Here is a 15,599-nt window from a genome sequence, read left to right as displayed (position 1 = left end):
TTGCTCCTCGAAACGTAGATGCATTTCTCCGATACATTCCCCGAAGGCCGCCTCACGCCCGTCGGGGCAAGGGCGCGCGGAACGCGCGGGAGCCTCGGCGACGGCCCCTTGCGGCGATGGGCACGCAGGCGGCACAGGTGCTTTCAATGATTTTCGGTTCTCGTTCCTTGCTGCGGCGTCTGCTCACGGCCGCCGCAAATGGCTCGGGAGCTTCCGCCAATCGATCGGCTGGCGTGGTGTACCGCGACGCCGCTCTGCATCGCGCAGGCGTCCTCTGACGCAGTGCTCCTCGGGTATGTCATCGACGTATAGAGACGGCGCTCCGAAGCCGCGCCGGAAAGCGCAATAGGAAATGCTGACGCGGCGCATGCCGCGCGTCAGCGCGACGTACGCGAGCCGGCGCTCTTCATCGGCGTCACCGTAATCCGAGGGAAACACCCCCGCCTCCCAAGCGGGGAGAAACACATGCGGAAATTCGAGACCCTTCGCCTTGTGCAGTGTCATCAGGCGCACGCGGTCGGTTTCGTCCTCGCCGGGGCGGCTGGTGGCGAGCGCTGCATGGTCGAGGAGCTCGCGCGCCGTGTGGAACTCGCCGGCGAGGGAAATCAGCTCTTGCAGGTTCTCGAGCCGATCTTCCGAACTCTCGGCCTTGCTGTCGCGCAGCATGGCGCGATAGCCGGTGGCGTCGAGCAGCAGCGAGATCTGATCGGCGAGCGTGTGCGAGCGATCCTCGCCGATGCGGCGCAGCTGGTCGGCGAACTGCAACCCGGCCGCGCGGCATTTCGTCGGCAGCTCGGCGGTGTCCAGGGCGCGCAGCAGCGAGACATTTCGAAACGAGGCCTCCGCCTCGACCGTCTCCATAGCCTTAGCGCCGAAGCCGCGGCGCGGCTCATTGATGACCCGGCGGAAGGCCTCGTCCGATTGGCGATCGTCGGGCGTCGCCGCGAGACGGACGAGCGCGAGGGCATCTTTGATCTCGGCGCGCTGATAGAAGCCGACGTCGCCGACGATCACATGCGGTATGCGAGCCCGCATCAAGGCTTCTTCGAAGCCGCGCGACAGGAAAGAGGCGCGATAAAGAATGGCGATATCCTGCCAGGGCGTTCCCTCGGCGTGGCGGGCCAGGATCTCCTCGACGACGCCGGTGGCCTCGGCCTGGGCGTCGCGGTATGCGACGATCTCGATCTTGTCGCCCTGCTCCTTTCGTGTGTAGAGTGTCTTGCCGAGGCGTTTCTTGTCCCGAGCGATGACCGCATTGGCTGCGGCGAGTATGTGTCCGGTCGATCGAAAGTTCTCTTCGAGACGGACCTGCACAGCGCTCGGGAAGTCTTTGTGAAACTGGCGGATATACTCTATGTCTGAGCCTCGCCAGCCGTAAATGGCCTGATCATCGTCGCCGACGCAGAAGACACGTCCATGCTCTGCCGCGAAAGACTTCAGCCAGCTGTATTGCGCGAAATTGACGTCCTGATATTCGTCGGCGGCGAGCCAATCGAAGCGCGACGACCAGCGCGCGCGATAAGCATCATCCTTGCGCATTGCGAGGGTCGGCCAGAGTAGCAAGTCGCCGAAATCCGCGGCGTTCGCCTCGCGCAGGGCGCGCTGATAATCGGCGTAGACGCGCGCGGCGGCGCGCAGCGAATGGGGATCGATCGGTTCGCGGGAGCGATCGCTTTTGGCGATCTTGGCTTCGACCCAGGCGGCGGCGCCGGCCGGCGTGATCAGATTGTCTTTGAACTTCGCGATGCGATTGCACATGATCTTCAACGGATCGCGTGCATCGGCGTCGCCGCTCTCCTCGCCATCGAGGCCTTGCGCCTTCATGACGCGCTTGACGAAGCGGCGGCTGTCGTCGGCGTCGACGATGTCGAAATTCGGCCGAAGCTCGGCGATCTCCGGCGCGTCGCGGAGCTGACGGGCGGCCAGTCCGTGATAGGTGCCGAGCCAGGAGGGGGCCGCCAGGCCGTCGAGCGCGGCGCGGATGCGCGACGCCATTTCGGCGGCGGCCTTGTTGGTGAAGGTGACGGCGAGGATGCGCGAAGCGCGAATGCGATCGACGGCGATGCGATGCACGACGGCGGCGGTGAGCGTCGAGGTCTTTCCGGTGCCGGCGCCGGCGAGGACGAGGATCGGCCCCGTGTGAGTCGCCGCGCGCGCCTGTTCTGGCGTCAGGGTCTCGGCGATCCTGTCGAAAGCATCGGCGGATGGGCTGTGCTCCGCTGGCGGTTCGTCAAAGCAGGGCTCGAAGCGGTCCCACTCCTCCATGCCGGCGAGCGGGTCGATGTCAGAGTATCTCGACATGGCAATTTGCTCCGTTGCAGCGGACAAGCTCTCCGCGGGGATCGTCGATGGTCGTGAAAACCGTGAAAAAGTCGTCGAGGTAGAAGGAGCCGGTCTCGTCGCGCTCGCCGTCGACGATGACGCCCTCGATCGATTGCGAGCCGTCATCGGCTTCGACCTGGACGAGCGTATCGAGGCGGCGAGCGCCGGTCGGGGGATGCCGGTAGCGACGGCGCGTCGCCTCGGGCAACTGAGCGAAGGCTTCGGCCAGTTGCGCGAGCGTGTGGTCGATCGCGATTTCGTCGAGGGTGTCGGTGACGTCGATCGCGTCCTCGATCTCACCGAGCCTTTGAAGGAATAGTGCGCTGGCGAGCTTCGGCGGCCACGGTTCCCAGGGCCGCATGCCGTCCGGCGAGGGCAAGGGGTCGTGGTCGACCGGATCGAGCGTGATCTGCAGGCTCGATCTGATGTCGTGGCGGCTCCAGCCGACGATGTAATAGGCTTCATTCGCCGCCGCCTGCCGGTCTGCGCGCTTATGGAGGGCGTAGCTCTCGTCGGTCCACGGCGGCAGACCGTAGCGTCGATCGACAGCTTGTTGCAGCCGCCGATCGAGCTGTGCGAAGCCCTCACCGAGATGCGGCCGCAATGGACTGATTGGGTCGAATCCACCGACCAACGCCTCTGTGGCGTCGTGAAATAGCTCCCGCAGAGACTCGCGGGGGGTGAGCTTTCCTTCGCGTTCCCGCAGAGCCAGAACGGCGAGGCTATGCTGGGCGACGCTGAGCGGCAGATCCCAGGCCGAATACCCGCCCCAGCGATAGGTGCGCGACAGCCCGATCGCCAGATCCTCGTCGGTCCAGGCGTCCGGCTTCGGATCGAGCAGGTCGAGCCGACCGCCCGATTTGAGCAGCATCCAGGCGCGGTGCAATGTCATGGCGTGGTCCTTTCTCTTTGGGCGAGCATGTCGTTCCAGTCGCTGTCCTCGACGGGCGGCCGTAATCGCTCGAAGGCGACGCCGGCGGCTGCGGCGATCTGCTGGTGGCGGGCGGCGTAGCGGTCGCCGGCGGGATTGGCGTCGGCCGCGCTGCAAAAGCGCGAGCCCGGGATGGGCGCGAGGCGAGCGACGATCGCCTCGATCTCACAGATCGTTTTCGGACCCATGCCGCCGCCGGTCGCCGCATACAGCGTGTCGGCGCGAATGTTCTCCAAGGCGGCGACGCTGAGCGCGTCGATCGGCGCCTCGGCGAGGACGAGGCGCGTCGAGGGCTCCGGGCCGCAGAGCAGGCGGAACAGGATCTTGTCGCCGCCTCGCACCGATCCTTTGAAGTTCGGTCCGCGGATTTCGATATGGGTGACGTTTCCCCGGTCGTCGTGATGGGCGAACCAGGCGCTTCCGTATGGCCCTTCTCTCACGACGTCGGCGGCGCGAGCCGTCTCCAGGACGCTCGGGGGAAGGCGGCGCTCGTCGGTAAGATATCGCCAGACCGGCGAGCCGCGCCGCAGCCGGGGCCGCCGCGCCCATCTGACCGGTATCGCGAGAGGCGAGGCTTTCTCGCCACGCGAGCGTCTTCGCTCGATATCGGCGGCGGGAAAAATCGACCGAATTCCGGTGAAACGGCGCAGTACCTTTCGGACCTCGCCGAAATTCAGGGCGGGCTCGAGATGCTGAACGAGATCGAAGACGTCGCCCTTCGCGTCGCTCTGCGGATCCCACCAGCCGCGGCCCTCGTGATTGACGATCAGGATTTCTCCCTGTCCCCGTCGATATTTGAGGCAATGCTTCGTGCTCTCTCGGCGATCGAGCCGCCATGGAGGCGTCGAGCGCTCCAGCAGCGCGGCGCAATTGGTCTTCGCCCGCAGCTGTTCGATTTCCGGGTCATGGCTCATGGCGTTCCATCCCTTTCTCGGGTCGGGCGGAGCGGAGAGCTCGATTTCTCCTTCTCCTTTCCCAAAACGCCGTTGGCCGACCGCGAGACGGCCGGGCTGCAAGGGCGCGCGGAACGCGCGGGAGCCTCGGCGACGCACCCTTGTCGGCGCGGACGGCGCTAGCGGTAGCCATGTCCCCTCTCCCTTTGCTCCGGATTCCCATTCGTGATTCATTCGTGTGCGAATGCGAAGCGGCGGCGTGGAGGGCCGGCATGGCGGCGATGGACGAGATCGCGATTGCATTGCAGGGCCGAAATCCGGAGGCGAACCGCCATCGTTCGTGGCGCGTCGAGGCCGGGCGCGATCTGTTCGGCGCGTGGATCGTGCGCATCTCCTTCGGCCGGATCGGCTGTCGGGGGCGAACATTCGCGCGCGAATTCGCGTCGGAGGACGAGGCGCGCGCCTATGTGCGCGACGGTCTGCGCCGCCGGAAAGGCGCCGTTCGGCGCTGTGGCGTCGAGTATTGCGTCGTCGACGCATCGCCGGCGGCGCAGCCGCTCTTGACGACGGTCAGATTATCGAACGGCGCGAAGCCTTTCGAAGCGCCCGAGCCTCGCCTTGAAACCTGAACAGCCATCGCAAAGCGCGGTTTCGCGGGAAACGCTCGTCGGCTCGGTCGAGCGCATGACGTTCCACAATGAGGAGAATGGTTTCGCGGTTCTGAAGGTGAAAACGCGCGGCAAGCGCGACCTCGTGCCGGTCGTCGGCCACGCCGTCTCAATTTCGGCGGGCGAATATATTCATGCCGTCGGCGTCTGGATCAACGACCGCGCTCATGGGCTTCAATTCAAAGCCGATTTTCTGAAGACCACGCCGCCGACGTCGGCTGCGGGCATCGAGAAATATCTGGGCTCCGGCATGGTCCCGAGCGACGGGTTCCAAGCTCGCCGCGAGAATGTTCTTCGTCATCACCAGGATTCTTACCGAACGCCCGAAGCCCACTGCCCCACGTCGATGGTAGCAGAAGCCCAGGCGAGAACTCAGACATAGTGAAACGCTTGAAATTTCCTTGGGGGGTTGAATCAGAACCACCTTTGTCTAGTTGCTCGACTAAGGAGCCTCTTGGTGGAGGCGTCCAGAGGAAGCGCGGGTGCATGCGGGCGGCGGCGTCTAGCGACAGCGCAGTCGTTCGCATGCATTCGAGCAAAAACAGAATGTTCACCCATGATCAAAGTCGAATTTGAAAGGCAAGTCGCCGCCTGCCTGTTGGACGTCCTTCAGCGGCGGCTCGAGCTCATCCATCATATCGAAAATCATCGCCCGCAAAGGCTATCGCGATCGATACAGGAAGAGCGGTCAGCTCTCTGTCCGGCGATTGTTGCACTCGAACATGCGCTCAAGCGATCAGCGTGCCCGAGCACGGCGGATGCCCCCTAACGAGAAATGCTAGCAAAATTGCGCTAATAAATATTTTGATTGGTTCGTATTATCTGTTCGGTGCAACCGCCAAGAAAAAGTGTCCGAACCGCTGACTATCTTCGGAAAAAAGCAAAGGTTGTCGAGTCGCCTCACGGAGTAACGTATGTGACGCGATCTCGAGTCGGGAGAAACTCCGGGAGCAGTCGGCGCATGCGAGTGCTTGACCATCGCTCGCATGCGCTTACCGATATATGAAAGCCGCGCATGGCAAATGATCTGCGTCCCTTCGCCGCCGGACCTCACGATCTAAGGGACGCGGCAGCTGACTTTCTCCGCAGTCGTACCAAGTGCGATTGCGATCGCCCGGCGACCGTCGTCGCGATTCCTCAAACATGCGAGCCGACGCTTTTGATGAACCGCCGGAGATGGCGCGCAGTATGCGAGAAGAAGTGCCTTGGTGACGACCAAAGAGTTGTTCCTACGCTCTAGTCAGGGTGGCTTGGCAACTGTAATGAAATCTCTCCTGCCTCGGATGATCCTACGGCCGCATGCGATCTTGCCGGATGCAATAGTATTGACGAGTCCAGAGACATTTCCATCCCGGCCCCGCTATATTCGCTTTCGCTGTAAAGAATGGAGAAGTCCTCGGTGGCCAGCGAATTGGTCTGGAGCCGGTGGACGAGGCCAAAATCTTAGCGAGAAGCGTCGCGCTCGTTCTCGACTACGAGATCGATCCTTCAATTTGCGTGGCGCACCAATCAATCGTGCACAACGGCAGGGACGCGAGGATGACTCTTTGATCATTCCGTTACGATAACGATCAAATTTGCGCGAGCACGCCCGCCTCACGATCACTCAAGCGCGCGCGACCCTGTCACTGCTAAGCGCTAACGAAGCGTGTCTTAGTTAATGTCCTTTAACCGGTTTGGCGCGGCCTCGGCCGGCTTGGCACGACGTTCAAACCGTCGGTTGGATCTTCGTCGTCGGAAAACCTCGGCCTGAGAGGCGACGCGGTCTTGTTGATGGCCTTCGCACCACGCCCAGGCGATGACGATGACGGTCACGGTCCACGGCGTCTACGGTCGATCCCGGCGGCGCTTGATGCGGCCGCGGGGTCGAGCCCTTGGCGACCGGCAGTCCATGAAGGAGGGTCACTCGCTGGGAAAGACCCAAGACCCGATTCGTAGACTTCGTCCTGCTGTGCCTGCTTTTCGCCTATGATTAGAAGATTGACTACTTTTCCGCTCGGCGACATTTTCCTCGCCAATGTTTCGGCTTCATGGGCCGCCGCCACGGTCGGAACCGCACCGCGTATGACAACAGATTCGGCCTCTAGCGAGAGGCTGACGCTATAGCGATAGGAAGACATAGTCGACCTCCATCAGATCGGCGCTTCGCCGTCAGGCGGCGCTTCATCTGCAGCAGATAATTCTGTTCGATTGATGTAACAAAACCAACCTTCGATCCATAGGTCGTTCGCCTCAATCTCGACGGCACAATTGTGCGCATTCGTCTCGACAAGAAGGCGACCTTGATCTCGCTGTTGGTGGTCCTCCTCGCCGTGCGCAACGATGGGAAGAACGTTCGGCTTGCGATAAGAATATTGGCGGCCACGTGTTGGGCGGTGCTCGACAATCTCCTGAAGCGCGGCTTGCCGGCGCCGGGCTTCTCGTCCACGGCGAGCGCGTGAAGAAGGCGCTGACGGCCTTGTGGTCCATATAGCGTTCAGCGCTGCACTGCGCCCAAGCAACCCATCCTCACTCGGACGTCTAAGGATAACGCCGGCACGACGCAGGCGGTCGAAGCGAACCGCAAGGCGTTTATTCGGAAATGGCTGTTGAAGCACAATCCCGTCGCCATCCATCCTGATGGAGCCAAACGACAAGCTCCCCACCTTCACGCGCTTTTCGTCGAGCCAGTGGGAATCAATCCGCGCTTCGAGCGATTACATGAGGAGTTCAAGCGAAGGATCAGACAAAATCTCTTCAGCTTGATCTTTGCATGTCTGAATTCAGCCCATCGCGTTATTCGAGCTGTAGAGAAAACCTTCCCTCCGCAAATTGAAGGCGACGATACACTGACACGTAATCGCTCGCCATGCGCCTCGAGGTGAAGCGTGCTTCGAAGCAGCGGCGCACGCCTGCGCGATCAAGACTTAGCAGCTGCTCTAACCTAGCCAGGCCCTCATTAACGTTACGTACGAGCACGCCACTGACGCCATCGTCGATTACCTCGGCGGCCGAGCCATGCCGAAACGCCAGCACCGGCGTTCCACACGCCATTGCCTCGATCATCACCATTCCGAAAGGCTCGGGCCATTGAATTGGAAACAATAGAGCAGCTGCAGCGCCTAAAAAGCTGTTCTTGCGGCTATCATCAATCTCGCCCAAAAATTCGACGTTAGGAGTGCCGAGAAGGGGCACAATTTCACGCCGGAAATAGGCCTCCTCTGTACGGTCTACCTTTGCGGCAATTTTAAGCGGGATACCTGCTGTGGTCGCGATTTCAACAGCCTGAGCTAATCCCTTTTCCGGAGAGACACGTCCCAGGAACGCGAGATAGCTGACTCGTCGATCAGACGATAATGTAAACAGGCCCTGCGGCAAGCCATTCGGAACTGTGGCAATGAATTTCGCGCGCGGGACGGGTACACGTTGTGCGTTTGAGATCGAGACCAGGGGCATTTTTGGGAACACGTCGTAAAACTTCGCAAGGTTCGGCAGATCCTGCCGACCATGCAAAGTCGTAACAGTCCCAGCTGAGTGTTCAAATAAGGGAAATTGCATGTTTTCGACATGGAAGTGTATCACGTCGAACTGAGCCGCCATCCGGCGCACTCCTTCCAACATCAGCAAATTCGACAGCACAGGATCAGAAGAAACGTCTTGTCGGAGGGGAGCATCGCTACAACAGATCAAACGCGCCGATGTTTTCGAACCTCCGCTAGCAAAAAGCGTCACATCATGACCGAGTGAAACAAGCTCTTCCGTAAGGAACGAGACAACGCGCTCTGTACCGCCATAGCCGCTCGGCGGTACGCTTTCCGTAAGAGGCGCGATTTGAGCGATCTTCAGACGACGATTCAGCCCTTCGGGACCTGCTACCAAAGGATTCGACAACATTTCAGTTCCATCATCGCACCCAAATTCCCGAACTGTTCAACTTCCCGCTCGATCGAAAGTTCCTTTCCGAATGGTTCATATTTGCATTTTAGGTCGTGTGCCGAAGTGAAAGTAGGCAAGCTTTCGTGACGCCAACGCTTCGATCGCTATTCCACTCCGCGCTTGGCCTGAAAAAGGCGAGATCGCCATCAGCGATCTTACGTTGGATCGGCAGAGCCCGCGTCCAGACCTTGCCGGCCTGCGCCTTATTATATTCGCCGATGTCGGGATCGGCGAGCATGACATCCTCCAGTTAGCCAGCCGCTCGCCCTTTTTTCAGCGCCTGCCGAAAGGCGCTTTCAGGCCGAGAGCCGAAAGCGCTCGGCGAGCTCGTTCCAGAGACTGCCTCAGGAATAGAAGGTGTCATTGCACTTCACGGCCAGCGCATCGCCTTTTCCTACCGAGCCGCAGCGCCGTATCACTGTCGCCGACGCCGTAGACCTTGTCGAGGCAACGATCGAGAATACGGAACACTCGTCGCAATGGCGCGCTCGATCGCATCGAGGAAAAAATGGCGTCACCCCTCGTGCTCGAATCCAGCGACAATCATCGGGAGGAGCGGTGAAATCACCGAGCCCTGACCCTTTCCGTTGTCGTCACCGCTCACGATCCCATCTTCGAGGACACCCGCCTTCAACATTTCTAGATCAGGCGGTGATGCGCTCGTCGCCTATACGGTGCGCTAGGAAGCCTCACGCCATCAACAACGGCGGCGGCGGCTTTGTGTTTGAACACGTAGAACACCGTCTGGATGCATCGACCCGTGTGTCGTAGGTGCCGGTGAACGACCTCGGCTTCCTTTGCCTAGCGGATTTCCATATCCAGTCCGGCGCATGGATCACGCGAACCCGACTCTGAGCCCGCGTATCAGGGTTGCGTTCGGCGGCTTCACAGCTACTATGCCAGAGCCTCTGTGTCCGCCATCGCGCCAGCTGGGAAGCGGACCGAAAAGCCTCCGCAAGCACAATGCCGCGGCGCCGAGGCGCCTTACTGCAAAGCCAGGCCGCCGCGCGAGCGCGCGATCACGTTTTTCGAGGTCTATCTCCGGGAGCGCCACAGCAGCCTCGTGAATGGATTCGCGATGAAAAATCCAATGAAGTTGGGTTGAGGCTTGGGGTCTCACAACGGAACCAAGAAAGCTCGGAGACGTTTCAAAGTCTCATGGCTGGGGAGCTTCAGCGGCGCGGACGCAAGCGCTTGCGCGGTCAAGGAGACGGCTCATGAATGTTCTAAAGATGCTGACATTAATCGCTGCTGCGATTGGACTATCGGGCGTTTCGCAGGGCTCGCATGCGATGCCCGCCCCACGGCTCGGGACCGCGCTCGACGCGCCGGTCCAGAGCGTCGAGTACAAGCGAGTTTATAGCGCTAAATGCGTTTGTCCGAAATACTCCTACAGGAAAGGCGGTGGCTCCTACGCGGCTATTCGTGGCGTTCGTCGTGAAACATACGACAACTATTTCCGCCAACGACAGGGGGCTTCGCCAAACTACGCCAACGAACGACTACGTGGGCGCGGCAGCGTCTACTCAGAGCGCCTGCGTGGAGGCGAGGCTACCGGACGGAGCGCTTACATCGGCAATAGAAGGCAGGGCATCGACGAGCGGCGGCGCGGGGGAGCCGGGAGCCGGGAACACCGTTCAGCAACGCCAGACACCTCCCGCTCACGACTGCAGGAAAGTGGAGGCGGAATTGGAAAGGGTGGAGCTTCGCACGCCGGTGGCTCGCGCGAAGGATCAGGCGGCGGCGCTGGAGGCATAGCTGGCGGCAACCGGCGCTAAGCGACGCACTTCAGCGGGCCTTTCGACGTCAAGGGCCAAGGAACACAATCGTCGCGCGCGGGCCGCCACCGCGTGCGGCGAAGCCTTCCGCTGCAGTATGGGTGGGTGGTGCGTTGGCTTCCATCGAGAGTCAAATATCCTGAAACCCGGCGACGGAGCATGTCAGCTTATGCGCCGCCTGAATTTCTATCACAGCGCACATGCCATTGGGTTCAAAACGCAGTTCTGCCTTCCCTCCGCCGGCTTCGGCGCTGCTTTCTATCATTTTCATTCCGAACCCCGTACAGCGGGAGGGTTTCACAGGGGGACCTCCTTCTTCCCGCCAATCGAGCTGAAGGGCTGCCCCGCTGTCCGCGCCCAGCATGCGCCAGCTTAGATGCACAATCCCGTCTGGACTCGACAACGCACCGTATTTGAAGGCATTCGTCGTCAGCTCATGAAGAACCATGCGAAGCGGTCGAACGCCGGATCGTTCGACCTGGATCGAGGGACCGGGCTCGACGCGGAGCTGGCTTACATCGACGGAGCGCAACGCGTCGTCGATGATCGCCGCCAGATCAACTCCGGCCTCGCCGGATTGGGCTGCAAGATCGTCGGCGGTGAGGAAGGCATCCAAGCGACCCAAAAATGTGTCGCGGTATTCTACGGCTGATCGCCCTCTAGTCTCTGTTCGGAAGGCAATCGTATGTACAACGGTCAGCACGTTTTTTATTCGATGGCGGGCCTCGGCCAGCAAAAGGTCGTTCTCGGCATTATGCCTGCGCGTCTCTGTTATGTCCTTGAACATCACGAGCAAGATTGTGCTGCTATTGCGTTCCAGGACCAGCCGTCGCGCACTTACCAGCATGGTGCGGCGGCCTATCAACGGAAAGTCATGGCTTACCTCGAATCCGAGTACAGCCTGAGATTTCGGGATCACTTCGCCGAGGAGGCGTCGCAATTCGGGGATGTCCCACTGCCCGTTGCCCAGGCCAAAGAGAGATTTAGTCTTGGTATCATCCAGTTCGACGTCGAAAGCTTTCAAAAAAGCGGGGTTGGCCTTGATTACACATAGGCTCTCGTCAAGTAGCAGAAGCGGCTCGTCCAAACTGTCGACGATCCCCTGGGCTTGGACGTGATCCTCACACAGGAGCTGATAGAGGTTTTCCAGTGCCATACGTGGAGCCTCACTCGAACACCATAAACGTCGTAACGCCTTCAGGCTCAAGGCTACTATCTGCGTGATTTTAGCGAGCGTCGCCGGTGAAACCCGGCCACACCCCTAACCGACGTCGCAACTGGAAACAACGCTACCAGTTCACGAACAGCTCGGCGAAGTCGGACACAAACCAGCCTGATGTGAATGGTATCCCGCAGTCATTCGCCTACGGTCTGGCGGCGCGGAGTGAAACCGGCCTCACGTTGCCGGCAGAAGCTCCACCTTCATCCATCCGGCTTCGCGCGAATCAAAGGCCTCGTAGGCGTCGATAGCGTTTCGCATGGGCTCCGTCCTGGTGAGTATGTTGGCCGGATCGATCAAATTGGCGGTGACGAGATCGAGCAGGTGCGGAATATATTTGCGATGATGGCAATTGCCCGCTCTCACCGTCAAATTCTTGTTCGTCACCTGACCAATCGGAAATGATTTGTGGTCTGGCGGATAGACGCCGATGATGGACAGTGTGCCGGCTTTGGCGAGAGCGTCCACCGCCCAGAGCAACGCCTGATCGGCGCCGTCGCCGGGCGTCCAGAAATGACCATGCGGCGTGCGCAGAGACGCGGCCGCGGCGCTCAACACCGTTCCGGCCTTCGCGAGAGTGGAGGCGGCGGGGCCATGGTGGGCGTGCTCGGCGTCAACGCCGACAGCGTCGATCGCGCGATCGACGCCTATGCCGCCGGTCGCCTGCAAGATGATCTCGACCGGATCCTCGCACTCGAAATCGATCGTCTCGGCGCCTTGGCGCTGCGCCATGCGCAGGCGATCCGGATGATGATCCACAGCGAAAATCCTGCCTGCGCCTTGCAGGCGCGCGCTGGCGATCGCGAATTGTCCGACAGGACCGCATCCGAATATGGCGACGGTGCGGCCAGGCTTGATGTCGGCGAGCTCCGCGCCGAACCAGCCGGTCGGAAAAATATCGGAGATCAAAATCGCCTGGTCGTCCGCGACTTGATCCGGCACTTTGAACATGCCGACATTGGCGTAAGGGATGCGCGCTTTCTCCGCTTGCAGCCCATTCCAGGGGCCAGCGGAGCCCGGGCCGCCAAAAAATGCCGTGCCTGCCCGCTTGCCGTGCGGATTGGCCTCGTCGCATTGCGCGAAATAGCCCGCGCGGCAATAGGCGCAGGTCCCGCAGGCGATGGTCGAGCCGATGACGACGCGATCGCCGGGACGGAAATTGCGCACCTTGGACCCGACCTCCTCGACGACGCCGACGCCCTCGTGGCCCAAGATCGTCCCGGGAATCATCCCGGAGAAGCTGCCTCGCACGAAGTGAAGATCGGTGCCGCAAATGGCGGAGGCGGTGAGACGCACGATTGCATCGGTCGGCTCCACGAGCTTCGGCTCGGGAACATCGTCTATCCTAATGTCTCCGGTTCCGTGAAAGACAACCGCTTTCATGAGAAATCTCCTCTTCCTTTGCCCACAACGACTAAAGCGACCAGCGGTTCCCCTCGCGAAAGCCTGTCGCGCTCGGCCGTTGAAGCAGTTCGGACGAAGCGAGGAACCCAAAGGTCAGATTGGGCGTTCCATAGTTCGTGATGAGCAGCGAGCAGGCGGCCCCCTGAAGCGGCGGCGCTGTAGCGTGAAACGCCCCTCTCCCGTCACGTTCTGCGCCGGAGCCTCTCTGTTGCCGCGAGTGCGAATGAATGAGAATGACGCAACTCCGTGACGATTCGAGAACCCCGCTGGCCGGCTCAGCGGAGATACCGCGCCCGTGAGCGCAAGCGCACAGCTCATCCTCTGGGCCTGCGCGACACTCCTCCTCGGCTGCTCGCCGGACGCTTCGGTTCTCGATCCGCGAGGCGAGAGCGCCGTCGAAATCTCTTCGTTGTTCTGGCTCTTCGCTGGCGTCTGCGCTTTCGTATGGCTCTTGGTGACTGCGGCGCTCTTTTCTGGCCTGCGCGCGCATGCGGCGCCGGCGGCTCCCCTGCCGCTCGACGATCGCCGCGAGAAGCACGACAGGCTCATGGTCGTCATCGCCGTCGGCGCGACGACAACGATTATCGTCGGCTTGACGGTCGTCAGCTTCTTCGTCGACCGCAGGGTGGCGCGCATCGGCGGAGAGACGCCGCGACTGACGATCGAGATCACAGGCCGTCAGTGGTGGTGGGAGGCGCGATATATCGACCCCCGGCCCGACCATATTTTCGCGGTCGCCAATGAGATACACATCCCGGCGGGCGAATTCGTCGAGCTGCGACTGCGCTCCGCGGACGTTATCCACTCCCTCTGGATTCCGAGCCTCGCCGGGAAGGAAGATCTCATTCCAGGCAGAGAGAATCGTTTGCGTATCGTGGCGAATCAGCCAGGAGTATACCGAGGGCAATGCGCGGAGTTCTGCGGACGCCAGCACGCCCATATGGCCGTAACCGTCATAGCCGAGGCCCGCGAGGCATTCGACGCATGGCGGGACGGGCAGCTGAGGCCTGCGGAGCCGCCACGCGACTCGGCCGGGCTGAGAGGCGCGCAAATCTTCGCCTCCCACGCCTGCGCCGCATGTCATCAGCTGCGCGGCGCGACCGCCACCGCGACCATTGGCCCGGATCTCACTCATCTCGCGAGCCGCAGCACCATCGCCGCCGGAGCCGCGCCGATGACCCGCGGCCATCTCGCAGCATGGATCGTCGATCCGCAGGCGCTGAAGCCCGGCGCGAAGATGCCGGCTATGGGCCTTCGCTCCGCCGAGCTCGTGGACCTCCTGCGCTATCTCGAGGGATTGCGATGAGCATTGAGGAGCGAGCGCAGACGCCGCGGGGCGAGGTACTCGATCGGGAACTCGACGGCGCGCCTCTGGGCCGCCTGCTCTCGCAGAGCTGGGGCGACAGTCCGGGCCTCGTCGGCAGGCTGTCGACTGTCGATCACAAAATCATCGGCAAAAGGTATCTCCTCACAGCCATCGTCTTTCTCTGTCTCGGCGGGCTCGCCGCCGTGGCGATGCGGCTGCAATTGTCCGGCCCGGAACGGGGCCTCATCGGCCCCGACCTCTATAACCAGATCTTCACTTTGCACGGGACGACGATGATGTTCCTGTTCGGCGTGCCCATAGGCGAAGCCGCGGCCATCTATCTCGTACCCTTGATGGTCGGGACCAGAAACGTCGCTTTTCCAAGACTAAATGCCTTCGGCTATTGGATATTTCTGCTCGGCGGAATTTTCCTTTGGGCGTCCTTCTTCATGAATGTGGGACCCGACGTCGGATGGTTCGCCTATGCGCCGCTGACCGAGCTGCAATTCTCCCCGGGCAAGCGCACGGATGTCTGGGCGCAAATGATCACCTTCACGGAGGTCTCGGCGCTCGTCGTCGCGGTCGAGATCATCGTCACCACACTCAAGATGCGGGCGCCCGGAATGTCGCTGGATCGCATTCCCATCTTTGTCTGGGCGATGCTCGTGACCTCTTTTGTCGTGCTCTTCGCCATGCCCGCCATCATGCTGGCGAGCACGATGCTCATTCTCGATCGGCTGGTGGGGACGCAGTTCTTCAATCCCGGCGTCGGCGGCGACGCGCTGCTCTGGCAGCATCTCTTCTGGTTCTTCGGGCACCCCGAGGTCTATATCATATTCCTGCCTGCGACTGGGATGATTTCGATGATCGTTCCGAGCTTCGCGCGTCGCCCCATGTTCGGCTATACGCTAATCGTTCTCTCGCTGATCGCGATCGGCTTTCTGGCCTTCGGCCTGTGGGTGCACCACATGTTCGCGACGGGCCTCCCGCAACTCGGCTCGGCCTTCTTCACAGCGTCGAGCATGGCGATCGCCGTGCCGAGCGGCATTCAAATCTTCTGCTGGCTCATCACCATTCACAACGGCGGCGGCCTGCGTTTCGCGACGCCCTTTCTTTTCGTTCTCGGCTTCTTCTTGATATTCGTGCTCGGCGGCCTGACGGGC

12 protein-coding genes are annotated in these 15,599 nt (G+C 61.3%); 5 read left to right on the top strand and 7 right to left on the bottom strand.

Annotated features, from left to right (window positions below; genetic code table 11):
* Nucleotides 1-183: 183 nt before the first annotated feature.
* The 3 genes from ACT53T_RS16335 to ACT53T_RS16325 are packed head-to-tail and all read right to left on the bottom strand — an operon-like array spanning nucleotide 184 to nucleotide 4,167.
* On the bottom strand, nucleotides 184-2,301 hold the full coding sequence (locus ACT53T_RS16335) for an ATP-dependent helicase (protein ID WP_476162005.1): 2,118 nt from the start codon (nucleotides 2,299-2,301) through the stop codon (nucleotides 184-186).
* Complete coding sequence (locus ACT53T_RS16330; RefSeq protein ID WP_476162004.1) at nucleotides 2,285-3,214, bottom strand: hypothetical protein; 930 nt, start codon at nucleotides 3,212-3,214, stop codon at nucleotides 2,285-2,287. The genes ACT53T_RS16335 and ACT53T_RS16330 overlap by 17 nt, the downstream gene beginning before the upstream one ends.
* Nucleotides 3,211-4,167 (bottom strand): DUF3991 domain-containing protein, encoded by a 957-nt coding sequence (locus ACT53T_RS16325; RefSeq protein WP_476162003.1) that lies wholly within the window; start codon nucleotides 4,165-4,167, stop codon nucleotides 3,211-3,213. Before ACT53T_RS16325 ends, ACT53T_RS16330 begins: the two co-directional genes overlap by 4 nt.
* A gap of 140 nt (nucleotides 4,168-4,307) precedes the next feature.
* Here ACT53T_RS16325 and ACT53T_RS16320 point away from each other — a divergent pair, with 140 nt between their 5' ends.
* The 3 genes from ACT53T_RS16320 (at nucleotide 4,308) to ACT53T_RS16310 (ending at nucleotide 7,255) form a co-directional block, all read left to right on the top strand.
* Nucleotides 4,308-4,775: a WGR domain-containing protein gene (locus tag ACT53T_RS16320; protein ID WP_476162002.1), complete on the top strand. Its 468-nt coding sequence runs from the start codon at nucleotides 4,308-4,310 to the stop codon at nucleotides 4,773-4,775.
* Complete coding sequence (locus tag ACT53T_RS16315; RefSeq protein ID WP_476162001.1) at nucleotides 4,765-5,196, top strand: YrrC family ATP-dependent DNA helicase; 432 nt, start codon at nucleotides 4,765-4,767, stop codon at nucleotides 5,194-5,196. The genes ACT53T_RS16320 and ACT53T_RS16315 overlap by 11 nt, the downstream gene beginning before the upstream one ends.
* A 1,870-nt stretch (nucleotides 5,197-7,066) precedes the next feature.
* Complete coding sequence (locus ACT53T_RS16310) at nucleotides 7,067-7,255, top strand: hypothetical protein (RefSeq protein ID WP_476162000.1); 189 nt, start codon at nucleotides 7,067-7,069, stop codon at nucleotides 7,253-7,255.
* Between the two features lie 334 nt (nucleotides 7,256-7,589).
* On the opposite strand, the gene ACT53T_RS16305 is transcribed toward ACT53T_RS16310, so the two are convergent.
* From ACT53T_RS16305 to ACT53T_RS16290, 4 genes are all read right to left on the bottom strand, one after another.
* Nucleotides 7,590-8,687, bottom strand: coding sequence for a glycosyltransferase family 4 protein (locus tag ACT53T_RS16305; RefSeq protein WP_476161999.1), 1,098 nt, complete (start codon nucleotides 8,685-8,687; stop codon nucleotides 7,590-7,592).
* 88 nt (nucleotides 8,688-8,775) lie between these two features.
* Complete coding sequence (locus ACT53T_RS16300) at nucleotides 8,776-8,967, bottom strand: hypothetical protein (protein ID WP_476161998.1); 192 nt, start codon at nucleotides 8,965-8,967, stop codon at nucleotides 8,776-8,778.
* A 1,670-nt stretch (nucleotides 8,968-10,637) separates the two neighbouring features.
* Nucleotides 10,638-11,663: an HWE histidine kinase domain-containing protein gene (locus ACT53T_RS16295; protein ID WP_476161997.1), complete on the bottom strand. Its 1,026-nt coding sequence runs from the start codon at nucleotides 11,661-11,663 to the stop codon at nucleotides 10,638-10,640.
* 240 nt (nucleotides 11,664-11,903) lie between these two features.
* Nucleotides 11,904-13,109, bottom strand: a complete 1,206-nt coding sequence (locus tag ACT53T_RS16290; RefSeq protein WP_476161996.1) for a zinc-dependent alcohol dehydrogenase — start codon at nucleotides 13,107-13,109, stop codon at nucleotides 11,904-11,906.
* Between the two features lie 316 nt (nucleotides 13,110-13,425).
* Here ACT53T_RS16290 and coxB point away from each other — a divergent pair, with 316 nt between their 5' ends.
* Nucleotides 13,426-14,436 carry a cytochrome c oxidase subunit II gene (gene coxB, locus ACT53T_RS16285; protein ID WP_476161995.1) on the top strand — a complete coding sequence of 337 codons (1,011 nt, stop codon included), beginning with the start codon at nucleotides 13,426-13,428 and terminating at the stop codon, nucleotides 14,434-14,436.
* Nucleotides 14,433-15,599 (top strand): cbb3-type cytochrome c oxidase subunit I (locus ACT53T_RS16280; protein WP_476161994.1); only part of this gene is annotated, 1,167 nt, incomplete at its 3' end. The genes coxB and ACT53T_RS16280, both read left to right, overlap by 4 nt.

This window comes from Methylosinus sp. DMC45, assembly GCF_056313885.1.
The sequence above is the reverse complement of the archived record's forward strand: the minus strand, read 5'-3'. Positions and strand labels throughout refer to the sequence as shown.

Bases quoted from the DNA above. Each gene is read 5' to 3' on its own strand.
- ACT53T_RS16335 (WP_476162005.1), bottom strand. From the start codon at position 2,301: ATGTCGAGATACTCTGACATCGACCCGCTCGCCGGCATGGAGGAGTGG.
- ACT53T_RS16330 (WP_476162004.1), bottom strand. From the start codon at position 3,214: ATGACATTGCACCGCGCCTGGATGCTGCTCAAATCGGGCGGTCGGCTC.
- ACT53T_RS16325 (WP_476162003.1), bottom strand. From the start codon at position 4,167: ATGAGCCATGACCCGGAAATCGAACAGCTGCGGGCGAAGACCAATTGC.
- ACT53T_RS16305 (WP_476161999.1), bottom strand. From the start codon at position 8,687: ATGTTGTCGAATCCTTTGGTAGCAGGTCCCGAAGGGCTGAATCGTCGT.
- ACT53T_RS16300 (WP_476161998.1), bottom strand. From the start codon at position 8,967: ATGCTCGCCGATCCCGACATCGGCGAATATAATAAGGCGCAGGCCGGC.
- ACT53T_RS16295 (WP_476161997.1), bottom strand. From the start codon at position 11,663: ATGGCACTGGAAAACCTCTATCAGCTCCTGTGTGAGGATCACGTCCAA.
- ACT53T_RS16290 (WP_476161996.1), bottom strand. From the start codon at position 13,109: ATGAAAGCGGTTGTCTTTCACGGAACCGGAGACATTAGGATAGACGAT.